The organism is Halobacillus sp. A1-3 (assembly GCF_050971765.1).
Lineage (GTDB): Bacteria > Bacillota > Bacilli > Bacillales > Halobacillaceae > Halobacillus > Halobacillus mangrovi_B.
Window position 1 is genome coordinate 254,966 of sequence record NZ_JBPCEO010000002.1, and the last position, 15,511, is coordinate 270,476.

Annotated in this window: 15 protein-coding genes, 2 pseudogenes and 1 riboswitch; of the genes and pseudogenes, 4 read left to right on the forward strand and 13 right to left on the reverse strand. The window is 38.9% G+C overall.

Going from position 1 to position 15,511, the window contains the following annotated elements; genetic code table 11:
- Nucleotides 1-103 precede the first annotated feature (103 nt).
- Complete coding sequence (locus tag ACRYKC_RS04055) at nt 104-232, reverse strand: hypothetical protein (protein WP_433805397.1); 129 nt, start codon at nt 230-232, stop codon at nt 104-106.
- Between the two features lie 657 nt (nt 233-889).
- Here ACRYKC_RS04055 and ACRYKC_RS04060 point away from each other — a divergent pair.
- A complete protein-coding gene (locus ACRYKC_RS04060; RefSeq protein WP_433805398.1) occupies nt 890-2,023 on the forward strand; it encodes a S8 family peptidase in 1,134 nt (377 codons plus the stop codon).
- 579 nt (nt 2,024-2,602) lie between these two features.
- Here the strand turns inward: ACRYKC_RS04060 and ACRYKC_RS04065 are convergent.
- Together ACRYKC_RS04065 and ACRYKC_RS04070 are read right to left on the reverse strand one after the other, a co-directional pair.
- Nucleotides 2,603-2,791: a hypothetical protein gene (locus tag ACRYKC_RS04065; RefSeq protein ID WP_433805400.1), complete on the reverse strand. Its 189-nt coding sequence runs from the start codon at nt 2,789-2,791 to the stop codon at nt 2,603-2,605.
- Between the two features lie 408 nt (nt 2,792-3,199).
- On the reverse strand, nt 3,200-3,982 hold the full coding sequence (locus tag ACRYKC_RS04070) for an alpha/beta fold hydrolase (RefSeq protein WP_433805402.1): 783 nt from the start codon (nt 3,980-3,982) through the stop codon (nt 3,200-3,202).
- A gap of 376 nt (nt 3,983-4,358) precedes the next feature.
- Between ACRYKC_RS04070 and ACRYKC_RS04075 the strand changes: the two genes are divergently transcribed.
- Nucleotides 4,359-4,808 carry a DUF1569 domain-containing protein gene (locus tag ACRYKC_RS04075; protein ID WP_433805403.1) on the forward strand — a complete coding sequence of 150 codons (450 nt, stop codon included), beginning with the start codon at nt 4,359-4,361 and terminating at the stop codon, nt 4,806-4,808.
- Nucleotides 4,809-5,009: 201 nt separating this feature from the next.
- On the opposite strand, the gene ACRYKC_RS04080 is transcribed toward ACRYKC_RS04075, so the two are convergent.
- Nucleotides 5,010-5,354 (reverse strand): hypothetical protein, encoded by a 345-nt coding sequence (locus ACRYKC_RS04080; RefSeq protein WP_433805404.1) that lies wholly within the window; start codon nt 5,352-5,354, stop codon nt 5,010-5,012.
- A gap of 118 nt (nt 5,355-5,472) precedes the next feature.
- Nucleotides 5,473-5,883 (reverse strand): annotated as a pseudogene (locus ACRYKC_RS04085) (Lrp/AsnC family transcriptional regulator).
- 130 nt (nt 5,884-6,013) lie between these two features.
- Between ACRYKC_RS04085 and ACRYKC_RS04090 the strand changes: the two are divergent.
- Nucleotides 6,014-6,774 (forward strand): annotated as a pseudogene (locus tag ACRYKC_RS04090) (MBL fold metallo-hydrolase).
- A gap of 230 nt (nt 6,775-7,004) precedes the next feature.
- Here ACRYKC_RS04090 and ACRYKC_RS04095 read toward each other — a convergent pair.
- The 3 genes from ACRYKC_RS04095 to dapF all read right to left on the reverse strand — a co-directional run bounded on the left by ACRYKC_RS04095 (nt 7,005) and on the right by dapF (nt 10,019).
- On the reverse strand, nt 7,005-8,297 hold the full coding sequence (locus ACRYKC_RS04095) for an NCS2 family permease (protein WP_433805405.1): 1,293 nt from the start codon (nt 8,295-8,297) through the stop codon (nt 7,005-7,007).
- 69 nt (nt 8,298-8,366) lie between these two features.
- Nucleotides 8,367-8,467: riboswitch (purine riboswitch) on the reverse strand.
- Nucleotides 8,468-8,643: 176 nt separating this feature from the next.
- Entirely contained in the window at nt 8,644-9,045 is a 402-nt protein-coding gene (locus ACRYKC_RS04100) for a secondary thiamine-phosphate synthase enzyme YjbQ (protein WP_433805406.1), read from the reverse strand.
- The gene (gene dapF, locus ACRYKC_RS04105) at nt 9,042-10,019 is read right to left on the reverse strand and encodes a diaminopimelate epimerase (protein WP_433805408.1); all 978 of its coding nucleotides are present in this window, start codon (nt 10,017-10,019) and stop codon (nt 9,042-9,044) included. The genes ACRYKC_RS04100 and dapF overlap by 4 nt, the downstream gene beginning before the upstream one ends.
- Nucleotides 10,020-10,482: 463 nt before the next feature.
- Here dapF and ACRYKC_RS04110 point away from each other — a divergent pair, with 463 nt between their 5' ends.
- Nucleotides 10,483-10,677, forward strand: coding sequence for a hypothetical protein (locus tag ACRYKC_RS04110; protein ID WP_433805409.1), 195 nt, complete (start codon nt 10,483-10,485; stop codon nt 10,675-10,677).
- A 26-nt stretch (nt 10,678-10,703) separates the two neighbouring features.
- Here ACRYKC_RS04110 and ACRYKC_RS04115 read toward each other — a convergent pair whose 3' ends face one another.
- The 5 genes from ACRYKC_RS04115 to ACRYKC_RS04135 all read right to left on the reverse strand — a co-directional run bounded on the left by ACRYKC_RS04115 (nt 10,704) and on the right by ACRYKC_RS04135 (nt 15,504).
- Nucleotides 10,704-10,868: a hypothetical protein gene (locus ACRYKC_RS04115; RefSeq protein WP_433805410.1), complete on the reverse strand. Its 165-nt coding sequence runs from the start codon at nt 10,866-10,868 to the stop codon at nt 10,704-10,706.
- Between the two features lie 182 nt (nt 10,869-11,050).
- Entirely contained in the window at nt 11,051-11,848 is a 798-nt protein-coding gene (locus ACRYKC_RS04120; RefSeq protein ID WP_433805411.1) for a LysM peptidoglycan-binding domain-containing protein, read from the reverse strand.
- Between the two features lie 165 nt (nt 11,849-12,013).
- A complete protein-coding gene (locus ACRYKC_RS04125) occupies nt 12,014-12,568 on the reverse strand; it encodes a short-chain dehydrogenase (protein ID WP_433805412.1) in 555 nt (184 codons plus the stop codon).
- Between the two features lie 258 nt (nt 12,569-12,826).
- Nucleotides 12,827-13,342 carry a hypothetical protein gene (locus tag ACRYKC_RS04130; RefSeq protein WP_433805413.1) on the reverse strand — a complete coding sequence of 172 codons (516 nt, stop codon included), beginning with the start codon at nt 13,340-13,342 and terminating at the stop codon, nt 12,827-12,829.
- A 134-nt stretch (nt 13,343-13,476) separates the two neighbouring features.
- Nucleotides 13,477-15,504 carry an iron ABC transporter permease gene (locus tag ACRYKC_RS04135; protein ID WP_433805414.1) on the reverse strand — a complete coding sequence of 676 codons (2,028 nt, stop codon included), beginning with the start codon at nt 15,502-15,504 and terminating at the stop codon, nt 13,477-13,479.
- Between the last annotated feature and the right edge of the window lie 7 nt (nt 15,505-15,511).

Sequence of the window (15,511 nt, forward strand, 5' to 3'; positions counted from 1 at the left end):
CAAACTCCCTCTATATTAGAAGGCTTGTTTTCAAAGTATCTAAATTCAATTTGGCTCAATAGTTATTTCTTTATAAATAGACTTATAAAAATCGTGAACTTCTTCATATAAGATTGGTTTCCCATTTTTGAATTTCGTACATCTCGGCTGTTGAGCCACCGTCCTCATAGCTGATTACTAGACCTTTACCATCACTTGTTAAAACAATAAATAATACATTCTTTCTATTCATTTTATTAGCCACAGCAATGGTAAACAATTTATCCTCATTAACATATTCCTTATTAAATTTGCTTATTTGGGTTTTTTTACTTTTTTATTTAATATCCGCAATTATTGATTCAAATTCATCTATTTTATTCTGCTTGCTAGTTTCAGTTTCTTCATTGGCATTAATAATGTGTTTATCATCCCGTATGTCTATAGAACCTATAGGCTGCATATTATCTACCACTGATGATAACGAGAAAACTTCATCATTTAGATTTTCGCACCCCGACTATAAATAGAAATAAAGAGGCGCAACCCTTGTTAAAGATACGCCCCCTATTGTTAAAGACTTGTATTACAAGAGTTGAGGCGATAAGAGGTTGTGAGTTTTGCATTTTTCCTTATCACATTCTTTAGAAAACTTATCCAACTCAAATTAACCGCTCTATGGGTCATACAAGCAACCTAATTAATAATTGCTGGATACATCATCTATAAATGAGGCTGTATGATCAATCTCATTATTAAACTTTCCCAAGTTGATACTTCAATCCCCCTTTAAGAGGGTGTTTTTACATACACATTTCCCACACACCAGTCCTATCACTCGTGTTATCATAATATTAATACTATTCAGAATTTAAATCTAATTCTGAATAAAAATTAAAGGAGGAATTGAATGCATAAACACATCTGGAAAGTAGCCGGTATTATGTTAGTGTTTGCTTTAGTCTTTTCATTCAATAACATAGCCCAAGCTTCAGTTCAAAAAGCAGCGGAGCAAAAGGCAGAGGTAGAAGAATACTTAATTGGCTTTAAATCAAAAGTGAACCAAAATGCCGTAAAAGGCGTGGGAGGGAAAGTACTCCATGAATATAAATATATGAATGTCGTACATGCTAAGCTGCCGGAACAAGCAGTAAAAGCATTATCCAACAATCCTAATGTGGCCTATGTAGAAAAAGATCATACCGCACAGGCGACTAGTCAGACGACGCCCTATGGAATCTCCCACATTAATGCAGATGATGTCCAAGCTCAAGGAACGACTGGGAATGGTGTAAAGGTAGCAGTCCTGGACTCTGGTATTGATGGAGCACATGAAGATTTAAACGTCGCTGGCGGAGAGAGCTTTGTTAGCGGTGAACCTAACCCCTTAGTGGATGGGAATGGTCATGGTACCCACGTAGCAGGAACAGTTGCAGGTGTAGATAATACATTAGGTGTGCTGGGTGTAGCACCATCTACTGAGCTCTACGCCGTTAAAGTATTAAGTAGTGAAGGCAGCGGTTCATACAGTGGAATTGCTCAAGGCATTGAGTGGGCCATTAGCAATGACATGGACATTATTAACATGAGTCTTGGAGGAAGCCGTGGTTCGGCCACTCTAGAACAAGCGGTAAACAATGCTGATGCTCAAGGCTTATTAGTAGTAGCTGCTGCTGGAAATGAAGGGTCTAAAGGGAAGAAAAACACAATCGGTTATCCTGCTAAATATGACGCTGCCATGGCTGTTGGTGCCGTAGACGATGCTAATAATAGAGCCTCATTTTCCAGTGTTGGGACTGAACTAGAAGTGATGGCTCCTGGTGTAGATATTTTAAGTTCTGTTCCAGGTAATGATTATCAGCGCTTTAATGGTACTTCCATGGCAAGTCCACATGTCGCAGGTGCAGCTGCTTTACTATTAGCAGATGATCCTGGATTGTCTAATGATCAGGTCAGACAAACATTAAATGACACAGCTGTTTCTCTTGGTGATTCCTTCTATTATGGAAATGGAGTTATCGACGTGCAAGCTGCTGTTCAATAATATTAAAAAGAAGCTCGGATACAAGTATAAAAGTACTGTTTCACATTTCTAACTAAAGTGAAAAAAGCGTATGAAACCAGATTTTAAATCTTGATTTCATACGCTTTTCTTTTACACTGAATATTATTCTATTCACTTCATTTTGTATTAGAGCAACAAACATGGTAATCTATTGAAATATAATTTTTCCGACTCAATCTCTAATTACTATAACAATTAACTACATGTGAAAAGAGCTTCAATGTATCACCAACGTATAAAATGGTGTATATTGAAGCTTTTTTGTTGAAGAAGTATATTAAAGTAGCCCTATACTTGAAGACTCGCTTTTAAGACAAACTATTACACTTTTTAAAGTTTTGGAATGCTTTTACAGTCTCATTATTTGGATCTCTGCTTAAAATGAATTCACCTACTTCTCTCAGCCGAATTGAAATTAGATTATTTGGAATTGAATCAAAGAATAATAGCATCTCTTTATAAAATAGATTATTAGGAGAAAGTTCTATGGCCCTTCTCGTATGGAATAACCCTGATTTGTATGCACCTTTGTAGTCTTTAAAAACATGACCCATGAGGTTACAAGCTATTCGATGTAACCCTACTATCTTCTTCCCAGCTTAAAAGGTAATAGATGAATGTATAAACACTAATATCTTTTTCTTCAAACGCTATTTCCATTATTTCATTTTCAAATTCATCCATGTCCATTTCGTGTTTAATAACCCTAGCTTCTTCAAACTCACTATTTGAAATAAGCTCGGCCAAGTTAGAATTATTCAAAATAAGCCAGCTCCTTTCCTAATATACATACGAAATCGATCAGTTTAGTTTCATACGTTAATTTTCTGAAGTTGACTCTTAACTATTTCTCCTAATTCTTTAGTAAAGAAAAGGCGACTATTCTTATTGAATAATCACCCCACATTACTTAAAGACTTGATTTCGAGATAACTTGGAGCAGAACATAACCTAACGCCCCGATAGCCTTTTACACCTTAATATAAACTCCACTCCATTAAATTTTTGCTCCAAAATCTGATTGGCAAAGAAAACGCCTTCTCATTATAGAAAGCTGAAGTATTGTTTTGGAATTTAACGAATCCTAGATAGTCTAGACCAAAAAGTTCAGCCACTCTTTTCAATATATTGTTTTATAATTTAGTTGCTAAGACATTATTCCTTGAGAAAGCTCGAAAGTATTGGCAGCAGTTTTTTTCCGTTAACCATATGATCTTGCTTTGCAAGTTGTACAAACTTTGCGTTTGGAATTGCCTTTGTTAGTTGGAGACCCACCTCATTTATTGAGGGCGGGCTTTTTTCGCCTACGACTATTTGTGTAGGTATGGAAATTTGAGTAGCTCGTTCCACGGGTGGCATATCCTGAGTTAGAGTAATATCATAAGCAAGGGTTGGAGCTAGAGCTTTCGTAGTTCTCCAGCCAGGAAATAATGGCAACAATAAAACAAATACTTTTGGCATCCCAATCCCCTTTAAAAAAGTAAGCATTGCTTCTGCATTTTTCTCGTTATCGAGAAGTTTGTGTATTTTTTGGCTTAATTGTTTGTATTCGGCTTTTTCTTTCTCATCACGTACATATGGCGCATCATACATAGTTACTTTTTGCACTTTGTTGCCAAGTCGAAGTGCTGCCTCAAGTGCGATTACAGCACCAGAAGAATGGCCATACAAATACGCCTTGCCGCCTGCCGCATCAATCATAGCTTCAATATCTTCGATTTCACGTTCTATAGTATAAGGCAGTGTGTTACCACTATCACCTCGTCCACGACGGTCATAATTGTAAACAGTGAATTGAGTGGCAAATATTTTGGCATCTCGCACTATGGGCTTAAATGAGCGATGGCAGCTTGCCCCCGTTATGTAAATGAGTGCTGGACCATCTCCGTAAACATCGTACGCCAAGGTTGTGCCGTCTTTTGACTGGGTTGTTTTCATAAATATCACCTTTTCCCTCAAAAAATAGATGAACTTTACCCACATACATTTGCCAACATTCCAATCAATATACTGCCAATACTTACATTTAATTTACATAAACATTAATTTCTACATCACCAATAAACTGAACTGATTGTTGAAAGGTAATCAGACCGTAATCATTAACTTAACTACTCTGTTAGCACAATAAGCGATAGTCACTATGCAGCTGTCGCCCCCTTATATGAAAGACTTAATTCCGAGATATCTTGAAGCAGATTTTAAACTAAAGCACCCGTATAGTTAAAAGGGTTAAATAACGTTGACGTTGAATTATATATTAAATAATCAAGGGCATTTTTTGGTTAAAATAAAAAACTAAAGGAGTATACTAATGAATAGTATTTTTGAGATCACGTATACAGATGAGATATTAAATCGTATCGGAAACTTAAATGAAGATTCACAACCAAAATGGGGAAAGATGGATGTCTCTCAAATGTTAGCTCATTGCTCAGCCTTCCAAGATATCGCAATGGGATACTCTTTACCCCCAAGAGGTTGGTTAGGGTTATTAGTAGGTAGATTTGCAAAACCCATTTTTTATAATGACAAACCTTTAGACCACAATATGTCGACTATTCCAACCATTTTAATTACAAGTAAAAGAGATTTTGATATAGAAAGAGAAAAACTGAAACAAAAAATAATAATATTTCAAAAGAATGGACCAGAGGCTTGTACAGATCATCCACATCCTTTTTTCGGAAAACTTACTTCTGAGCAATGGGGAAAAGGAATCTACAAGCATTTTGACCACCATTTAAAACAATTTGGTGTGTAGTGACCGGAGTTTAAATACACCTTATCTCTTAAAGGAACCTGCTTTGTTAGTTAAATAGCTTAATGCCCTGATATTCCTTGTGCTTATGTAATAAAGAGCTAAGGTACTATTGAACAATCGCCCCCCATTTATGTAGACTCGATTTTGAGATATATCTTGGGGGACTTTAACTTTAGCACCCGTTAAACAATTGACTGCATTCTATCGATATTCCTTTGCAAATGTCGAAGGTGAAAATAAAACGTTATATTTTCCTTCAAGTTCTTTCTGTACTTTTTCTGTTAGTTTCAATCCTTCTTTATTATGCTCTTCTTCTAGTTTAACACCATTAGGAACTATTCCACCATTATCCCAATCAATCCATTCACCATACTTCCCAATCCATTTCATTAACTCCAACTTCAAGTCGAGTTCAATTGGAGTGTCTTCTATGTCAAGGTTACAATTACAGCGATTACACCATATAGGATCTGCACCCACATCGCCCTCTACTTTTAATTCATTTGTTTTCTGTTGTTTGCATAGACATTTCAATCTGTCTACCATCTCCATTTATTAAAGTAAACTGCTCCTTTTTCTTTAGTAGAGAATCTTAATCTTCATCTTTATTGAACAATTGCCCCCCATCCGTTAGTTTAAGAACATTTTCACACGGTTTTTTCATTTAATAATTAATAACTATCGATAATTTATAGCTCACATAATTACTTATGTCGGTCAAAAATTCATCTAATACCTCGCTGGATGGAAATCTGCATTCGAGGAGATAACAACTTTCTCCACTAACTTTGTAATTGTTTACGACGTAACGATCTTGTTTTTTATATATGAGAGATAAGGATGGTGATTTGGATTCTTGGTATAGATATGAATTATTGTGTGAACAGGATACCCCATTTTTGCTTGATTAATATTAATCGTATAATCCTCAATAACTCCACTCTCTTCCAATTTAATCACCCTTGCTGATGCAGCTGGTCCTGTTAAGTGGACTTTCTCCCCTAAATCCTTCATTGTAATGCGACTGTTCTTGGAAAGTTCATCTAAGATAAGAAAAATCCGTTCTATCTAACATGTATTTAACTCCTTTCAAAAATAAAGTAAAACGTCCAAAAGACTTTATTAATTTTATATATCCATTTATAGGTCATATTATAGAATATACATTGAACCTAGTAATTTAGAAAGAAAAGGAGAAATTAGATATGAATATACACCAAATTCGAAATGCGACAATAGGTGTTGAATACTCTGGGAAAAAGTTTTTAATCGATCCAATGCTTGCTTAGAAAGGAACATACCCGACTTTCCCCAACGCACCACGACAGGATCAGAACAATCCTTTGGTAAGCTTACCAACATCCATCGAAAGCATTATTCAAGATATTGATGCGGTGATGTCACTCACCTGCATCCCGATCACTGGGGTGCTGCTGCTAAAGAAGCATTACCAAAAGAAATTAAAATATTCTCCCAGAATGAAGAAGATGCGATAGAAATTCGAAACGATGGCTTCAAAAATGTAGAGGTTTTACAAGAAGATACTATGTTCGAAGGTATTCAATTGATAAAAACCAAAGGCGAACATGGAAGAGGCGAAATCTTAAAACTTACTGGCCTTGTATGTGGTGTCGTCTTCAAACATTCCTCGGAGAAAACCTTATATGTTGCTGGAGATACGGTTTGGTATGAGGAAGTTCAAACTGTAATCGAGACACATAAACCAGAAATTATTGTGGTAAATGCTGGAGATAATCAATTCTTTGAAGGAGGTTCTTTGGTCATGGGAAAAGATGATGTCTATGAAGTGTATAAGAATGCTCCTAACGCAAAAATTATTGCTGTTCATATGGAAGCTGTTAATCACTGGCCATTATCAAGAGAAGAATTAAAGACCTTTTCTAATGAAAAAGGTATCTCCTCTAATGTTTTGGTTCCAGATGATGGAGACGAATACTCATTCTAATACTGAAACCAGACAGAAATAGACTTTTCTGTCTGGTTTTAATTTATATCCATAGTTACTCTACCTTTATTCAACTAAACTACCCTTTACTTTAAGACTCAGTTTCAAGATACATGATTGTTTGACCATATTTTAGCCCCTGCCCTCCATATATAAAAATGGTCCGTTACTTTCAACCGTAACGGACCACCCTTGCGACGTCTATAGAATTACACGACAAGCGAATTATATTATAGAAATACAAAATACATAATAAATAAACAGCCAAGAGAGTACATGATTGGGTGAACCTGTTTCCATTCCCTTTTTGCAATCATCGCAAATGGATAAAGGATAAACCCTAAAGCAATTCCAGTTGCAACACTAAATGTGAGCGGCATCATGATAATGGTGACAAATGCCGGAACTACAATTTCAAATCGGCTCCAGTCTATTTCTCTAACTTCTGTTGCCATTAGTGCACCGACAATGATAAGAGCAGGCGCTGTTACCTCAGGGGTAATAACGCCAAGTACTGGTGAGAAAAATAAGGCGATAAAGAAACAAACAGAGATTACTACACTTGTAAAACCAGTCCGACCGCCAACAGCAACCCCTGCTGATGATTCAACAAAAGAAGCTGTGGTCGACGTTCCGAAAATCGCTCCCATGACTCCAGAAGTAGAGTCAGCTAAAAGAGCTCGCCCCGCGTTTGGTATTTTGTTTTCTTTCATAATACCCGCCTGACTTGCCACTGCAATGAGGGCACCTGCCGTATCGAAAAAAGCCACAAATAAAAATGTAAAAATAACAGCAAGGACTTCTGGTGTCATCACATCTCCCAGGTGTTGAAATACGACACCAAATGTTGGCTCAAGACTAGGAACTTCTCCTACCACTGCATTAGGAACTTCTACTAACCCGACGATCATGCCAATAATACTTGTAAGGACAATGCCGTAGAATATTCCACCGCGAATACCGCGCACAAGCATCATAAGGGTAATAATGAAGCCAAACGCAGCGAGGGCAGTAGTCGGCGATGTTAACTTACCAATGGATACGAACGTTTCCTCACTTCCTACAACAATACCAGCATTTTTTAAACCTATGAATGCAATAAAAAAGCCAATTCCGCCTGCAATGGCATGTTTTAGATCTTTCGGTATAACATTAATAATCTTCTCTCTTATTTTAAGAAGACTTAAAATCATAAAGATAATTCCCGCGATAAAAACTCCAGTTAAAGCGACTTGCCATTCTATCCCCATTCCAATGACTACAGAAAAAGTGAAGAATGAATTGAGTCCCATACTTGGAGCAATCCCAACAGGAAAATTTGCAAGCAGTCCAATCAAAAGCGAACCGACAATTGCGGATAATGCTGTCGCTGTGAAGAGCGCCCCTTTATCCATACCTGCCTGACTTAAAATGATCGGGTTTACGACAAGTATATAGGCCATAGAAAGAAACGTGGTGATTCCTGCCAACATTTCTTTTTGATAGTTCGTTTCTCTTTCTTTGAACTTGAAGAAATTCCTCATGATGTTCCCTCCTATTGAATACAAAAAAGCACCGGCAGACTACCGGTGCTTTTACATAGGGAAAGAGAATAATCGTTTATTCCTCCCTGTAGACTAGCTATTTCCGGTAGCTGGTAGAAACGTTCAGGCCATATTCCTGAACTTATACAAGGTACTGTATCTATTTTGTCATAGGGAGAATCATACCAACGGAATATGTGTGGGTCAATGGTTATGATTAATGTTCGGGAATTCACTTTTTTCTGATTTTTTCGTATTTGTTGAAATATGTTACCTTTGGTTTCATCAAGGAAATCTATTTATTTATATCAGAAAAAAGAACGGGACAACGCCCGCTCTTTTCCAGCTAACCTTCTATAATTTTCGCTTTAAATTTTCGATTACGCGGACCATCAAACTCACAGAAGTATAGCCCTTGCCATGTTCCAAGTACAAGACTACCATCTTCAATGATTAATGTTTGAGCGTGACCGACGGTGCTAGTCTTCATGTGAGCTGCCGTATTTCCTTCCATATGCCGGTCTTCCTGATGCTCCCATGGATAGACTTCCGAGAACCGTCTAAGCATATCTGTTTTCACATCAGGATCGGCATTTTCATTTACTGTTAGTCCTGCGGTCGTATGCATGGATGAAACAACAACTAGCCCGTCCTTAATTCCTTCATCTTTGATCCATTCTTCTACTTGAGATGTGACATCAATCATTTGGTCATGCTGGTTTGTTTTCACTTCAAATACTTTATTCATGAAAATCCACCTCCAATTTGTGATTGTGCGTAGGTTTCCAGCTCTTGATATTTCTGATTTTCTTCGTTGAAAAAGACCTTTTCATGAACATGGAACTCCTTATTACCAAGATCAACATCGACGGCTGATTGATATACATATGTCCCATTCCCTCTCAGCTGGATCGAGTAACGTTCTTCTGATTTTTCTACAACACAGTTCACAAGACCACCTTTATTGATGACTACAATAGGTGTATCGATCTCATTCTGACCTAAAATAGTGGATACGAGCGAAGATGCAGACATCGCTGTCCCGCAGGCGTTCGTTAATCCTACACCGCGTTCATAGGTTTGAACGAATATTTTATTTTTCTCTAATATTTTCACAAAGCTGACATTCACACCATTAGGAAAAACTTCTGGAAGATGGTTCGCTTTTTTGCCAACCTCCAATAACTCATCCTGTTCGACCTCATTCATAATCGAGATAACGTGAGGATTTGGTACACTTAAGGCTGTAAACGTCCGCTTATCAGAGAGCTCTGGAATCTGCTTGTCGACCAGTTGTTCATTGCTGACGCTCATTGGCAGCGAAGCCACTTCGAAGGAAACAGGCTCAATAGCGACAGAGAACGTATCGATTCCTGGATAAATTTCTGCTACTTTTGAAGAAGCTAAGACCGCCTTTTCGGTCTCAATGGCTACTTCAGATTTTCCAGTTTTTTCAATGACATAGCGTGCGACACAACGCAAACCATTGCCGCACATTTCCGCTTCCGTTCCATCTGAATTAAACATACGCATTCTCGCTTCGGCCTTTTCAGATGGCATTACAAAAAGGATACCATCTGATCCGATACCTTCGTGACGATCACACAATAATATGGACAATTCCTTACGTTCACTTTCACTGAAGTCATACGATTGGTTCATCTCGTCAATCATGATGAAATCATTCCCAGATCCATGACATTTAATAAATTCAACCTTCACTAACGACGCCCCCTACGGTTTTCATTTGTATTATCATAGCATACGAATAAGTTTCAGTGATAGTTCGGAAGAGTTGATCGATTCTATTTCATTTTTGGAGGATAAACTACATAGTGTGTATGATACTATTAATTTGTTGAATGATTCTATGTAAAATAGATGGATATCTTTTTTTGGGAGGGGCTGAACATTTAGGACCATTTGTCTTTTCCACTTTATTATTTACCTTGCTTTTTATCACTCTCATCCTTATTGTCCTATTTAAAGTGGATTAGAAAAAGTATTCTCAGTGACGTCTACACGCCTTTTGACTACATGACAGGTCAATCGGTTCATGAATTTCAAGAAGAGAACAAGGAAAATGAACAGGGAGAGGAAAAGGAGAAAGGGATAATAAGGATAAATGAAAACAAAGAACATGTGGGTTCAATACCACAATCCACATATTTTTAGGAGGAATACGATGAATAAAGAATTTCGAGTCAAAATTGGACTGTTCAGCAGTCTGCTATTATGTATGGTTGGCCTCTATGAATGGATCGCCGATGTACCAGTAACTACCAATACATACATCCCTATTATTTTTTTCGTTGGAGGCACTATTGGGGCAATTGGTAATTATATCGAATTGAAAAAATTAAATAAAACGGATAAATAGGCAAAAAAAATAGAGGCCGCTGCCTCCTAAAATTTTTGCACGTCCCATAGCCGCTGATCTCTTAAGATGGAGTTTAGTTTTTCTGCTAATGTTTTTGCTTCATCAAGTTCAGTAAAGACTTTATCTTTTTGAATCAGAGTATCCTTCAACACTTCTGTTTTCCCACTGTTTTTCCTGACGAGCTTGTACATTTTCTTCCTATCCCTCCACTGATTAGTGTCCAAATCTATCTTTTGTATAATTTTATTATAATTTTTGTCCATTCATTTTCAACGGAGAGGATTGTCTATTTTAGTAGAACGTGTGTTTTCTATATGATCTATTACGACATTAAATTACCGGAAAAACAAAATAAGCGAGACAAAGTTTCTTATCAAAAATATACTCTAATCTTTATAAGGTCCTGGATACTTCCATCCTTAGCGCTTATCGTGTACACCCATAGTTCTCCTGTGTTAGACGTCGGCTGTCGATCAAACGGTATGGTTGTACTGAAAAATCCGTACGCAGGACCTCCTTCATCAGCCATTGCATAACGCTCTTTGGTTACGACAACACCGTTATCGTCTCTCAGTTGATAATTGATAACAGCTTCAAAAGCTCTGGCATACCCCTCTAATTGTTGACCACTTGCTATAGTAGAACCTGGTAAAGGTCTAGTCACAAAGATATTTCTTGAAGTTGGAATCGGAATAATTAACTGATATTCCGGCCAGATCACATCTCTTTGGAAGCCAGGACGATCTGCATTAGTTTCTTCCAAGTCTGAAACGGTAACCCCATACGTGCTTGCGATAGTAAAAAGGGTATCGCCGCTGACGATCTCATAGGTGAATGCAGGAACAAGTAAACGCTGCCCAACGAAAATCAGATTCGGGTTAGCCAGCTTGTTTACACCTGCAAGCAGGTCTACGTGAGTATCAAAGGTTTGAGCAATAGCTGTAAGTGTGTCTCCATTTGTAACAATATGACTGACAATTGGATTAGAAATGGAAGTAGGAATAATTAGTACATCATCCGGGAAGATCAACCCTCTATCGGTCACAGGGGGAAACAAATAGTTTGCTCTCTCAATTGCAGCGATCGTGCTCCCGTATGTTGCAGCAATCGAATAAAGTGTGTCTCCTGGCCTAACCGTGTAAATGAGTCCTTTGGTTTGGATTGTTGGCATGTTAACACCCCCTTTCCATATATCCTATGAAAAGAGGGGGTAATAGAGAACGTCAGATTGATTCCTAAGAGATATTTATAGATTAATAGATGGATTTATTAACAGAAGTTTTTCGAGCAATTTCTACAATTTTAATCGATGAATAGTCATAACTTCGTTTGATTACTAAAATCCAGGTCTCTCCTCCCATGGTTCAACCTCTCCCACTGTGCAAAATGGTTCATCCTGTTCGATCGCTTCTGCGACACCATTAGATATTTCACTATGAGTAAGCCAGCGCGAGCCTCCTTTTTCCTTAACGAAACCTAACAATACAGTGCGATAATGTCCCTGTGAAGGTAATGAAAGTGACTCTTTGTAGGCAATCGGATCAGATGAACTCCCAAGAATGTGAAAGAATCGAAAAGGCTTTTCTGATAGAGCTACTTCATCTATGAGAACTTGGGCTGCTTTTGGAGCCGTAGAGTGAATCCAGCTGACAACGAGTGATACGGGACCATGAATTTGGATAGCCTTCCGAATAGCGGTTTGCAGCTTGTCCTCTTCTGTGTAATCGACCAGCAACTTAGTCATTTTACTGACTGGATCAATTTTCTTCTTAATCCTGTCCATCTTCTCCTCATTTCTCGCAACGATAGAAAGCTGGTAACCTTGTTTCGCTAGTTGCACACAGCAGTCAGAAAGCATGCCGGTCCCCCCTATAATCAAAGCATGTTTCATTAGATTCCTCCTTCAACGTGCTCAATAAGTGTATTACTTCTATGTTCCCTACAAAATATGAAATATAGCACTCAAACTATAACTAACTTATCTTTTTTAATGGTTAAGAAAAGGCGATAAATAAATAAGCAACCTATCGTTCAAGGTGCTTATATGTGGACTGGTTTTTTTACTGGTCTTGCAGCAATTCTCACAATCCCCTCTTTCCTTGATATATGAAAAAAGAGACAATCTAGTATAGGTATGCAAAGGATTCATTTATTCAGTTTTTTTTGATAACTCTTTCTCTATTTCATCTAGTTTTTTAAAAGGAACCTTAATTTCTTCATGACCTTCTGGAAACACCACGTGGTTAAGCTTATTTAAATCATCTTTGTCCCATTCCACAATAAATGACCTCGGTATTGCGATATCCTCACCGCAGGATCCCATCTCTGAATCGATATCAATCGTAAGATTACCCTCGATACTTTTCGTACTGCTTACCACAGACTCACAGGTATTCTCATAAGTACCAATGAACAGAACACCATTTTCATCAAACTCTGGGTTCGACACTTCGCCACTAAAGTTGTAAAAATCCCATAGTTCTTTAAAAGTAGTTTGATCCGTTGCTTTCATGACTAGAAATTCAGAGTAGCCTCTTTCTGGAGAGAAAGAAATTTTGTGGAAATCTTTTGGCAAGACGTTCTCACTTTGGATTACAGACGAAGCATTGTTGATACAGCCAGTTAATAAGAAAAGAGAAGTGATCGCTAACATCCATCTAGTCACTTTATGCAAATGAAACACTCCCACCTACGATCTTTGTATTACTTTTATCCTATCACAGTAAGACTACTACCATTATATTAATCCAAAAAAGGACCAAATCCATTTGATTTGGTCCTCAATGATTTATTCCAAAGCTAAGCCGCTCTTTTCTTCATTAGCCATAAAAAGTACGGCGCACCAATTAACGCAACGAGAATACCTGATGGAATTTCATTCGGTGCCAATAGCGTACGGCTGAACAAGTCTGCAATGATCAGTAGAAAGCCCCCCAGAAGCATCGTTACAGGCAGAAGCCTCTGATTGGCACTTCCGACTAATAACCTCGCGACGTGCGGAGCGATTAAACCGACAAAGCCGATGGAACCGACAGCGGCAACACTGCATGCTGCAAGTAAAGTTGCGATTAAGGCCATTTGAAAACGAACCGAACGGACACGGAGTCCAAGCCCTTTCGCTGTATCATCCCCTAGCGACAAGACATCAAGCGTTTTGATGTAGAATACTAAAAGCGGAATGAACAAAATGATGGGCCAGATCAGATACTGCAATAGCTCAGCCCAGCCTTTTGCATAAGTCGTTCCTGACAGCCATGTTAAGGCAGAAGCGACACCTAAATCAGATTGAACAACAAGAATTTGAATAATCGCTGAGCCAAAAGCGGAAATACCAATTCCCAATAGCGCTAGTACGGTTGGCTGGAACTCTGCTTTTGCACCTAAAGCCATCACAATTAAGAAGAAGATAAGCGCACCAACCATTGCTCCTACAGGTATCCAGAAGGCGGAAACACTGAATACAAACATCGTCATTAAAGCACCGACACCGGCACCTGATGTAATTCCGATCACGGAAGGATCAGCCAGCGGGTTTCGCAGTACTCCTTGAAAGATCAGTCCGCTGACAGCAAGAATTGCTCCACTGAATAAAGCAACCAGGGCACGGGGCAGCCTTAAATTCAGGATGAAGTTTTTAATGAATTCGTTCGACTGCCCAAATAAGGCGTCATAAGCAACGAGTGGTTCAAATCCGTAATTCCCTGACGCCATACTGACAAATAAAGTGAGCAGAATTACAAGCCCTAATACTGGCGTCACTTTCCAAAGCGAAAGATTCGCTGAAGCTTTTCCCGCCATAACCGAGCCTGTCTCTTGATTGTTCCCCTCCTGTTTCATTCTTAGCACAAGCCAGATTAGCCAAGGGGAACCAATTAATGCTGTAATGGCTCCGACCGGCAGCTCCGAAAACGACGGGTCGATAATCCGGGCCAACACATCCGCCCCAAGCAGAACATTTCCGCCCCATAAAGCTGATCCTATCAATAAAGGAATATGCGAGCGGTATCCAATCAACTTGATAAGGTGTGGGGCCACAAGTCCGACAAATCCAATCGGCCCGACGATACTCACGGTCACACTTGTAAGAAGGACCGCTGCAAGAATCGAAATGAATTTGACGGTTCGGACATTTTGACCCAGAGCAGTCGCAACATCATCCCCTAGCGTCAGCGTATCCAGCTTACTCGCAAACCCGAAGGCGATCACTAACCCAAGCGCCACAAGCGGAAGCGAGAATTGCACACCGTCCCAGTTGTTTTGAACGAGTGTCCCTGAACCCCACAAGAACAGCCCCTGGGTTTCATTCTCATAAAAAATCTGCAGAACAGAAGTTAGCGAAGAAAAGAGGAAGGTGACAATCATTCCGGCTAAAACCATTCGTACAGGTGTTGCATTACCTGCACCTGAAAGGAGATAAACAATGGCAAACGTCGTAATTCCGCCGATAAACGCCGTAGCTATTCCATTTGCGAACATCGCAAACGGGAAGAAAATCGTGGTTACTACGACGGCGAAATACGTGCCTGAATGAATTCCCAATGTACTTGCAGAAGACAATGGGTTTTTTGTGACTGTCTGTAAAATAACCCCCGAAGCAGCAAGTGCTCCGCCAGCGATAATTCCCATCACGGCTCGAGGAAGACGCAAGACTCTCACCGTATGATGCTGAATGGTATCCTGAGGATTCATTAATGCCTCTACGACGGTGCCCAATGGGATTTCCACATTCCCCTGATTAATATGTATAAAAGTTAAAAGACACAACAATGCGGTCCCACCTCCAAAGGTGAGAACCGCGATCATTGTGTTTCTGAACGTAGCGTTCATGTTATCC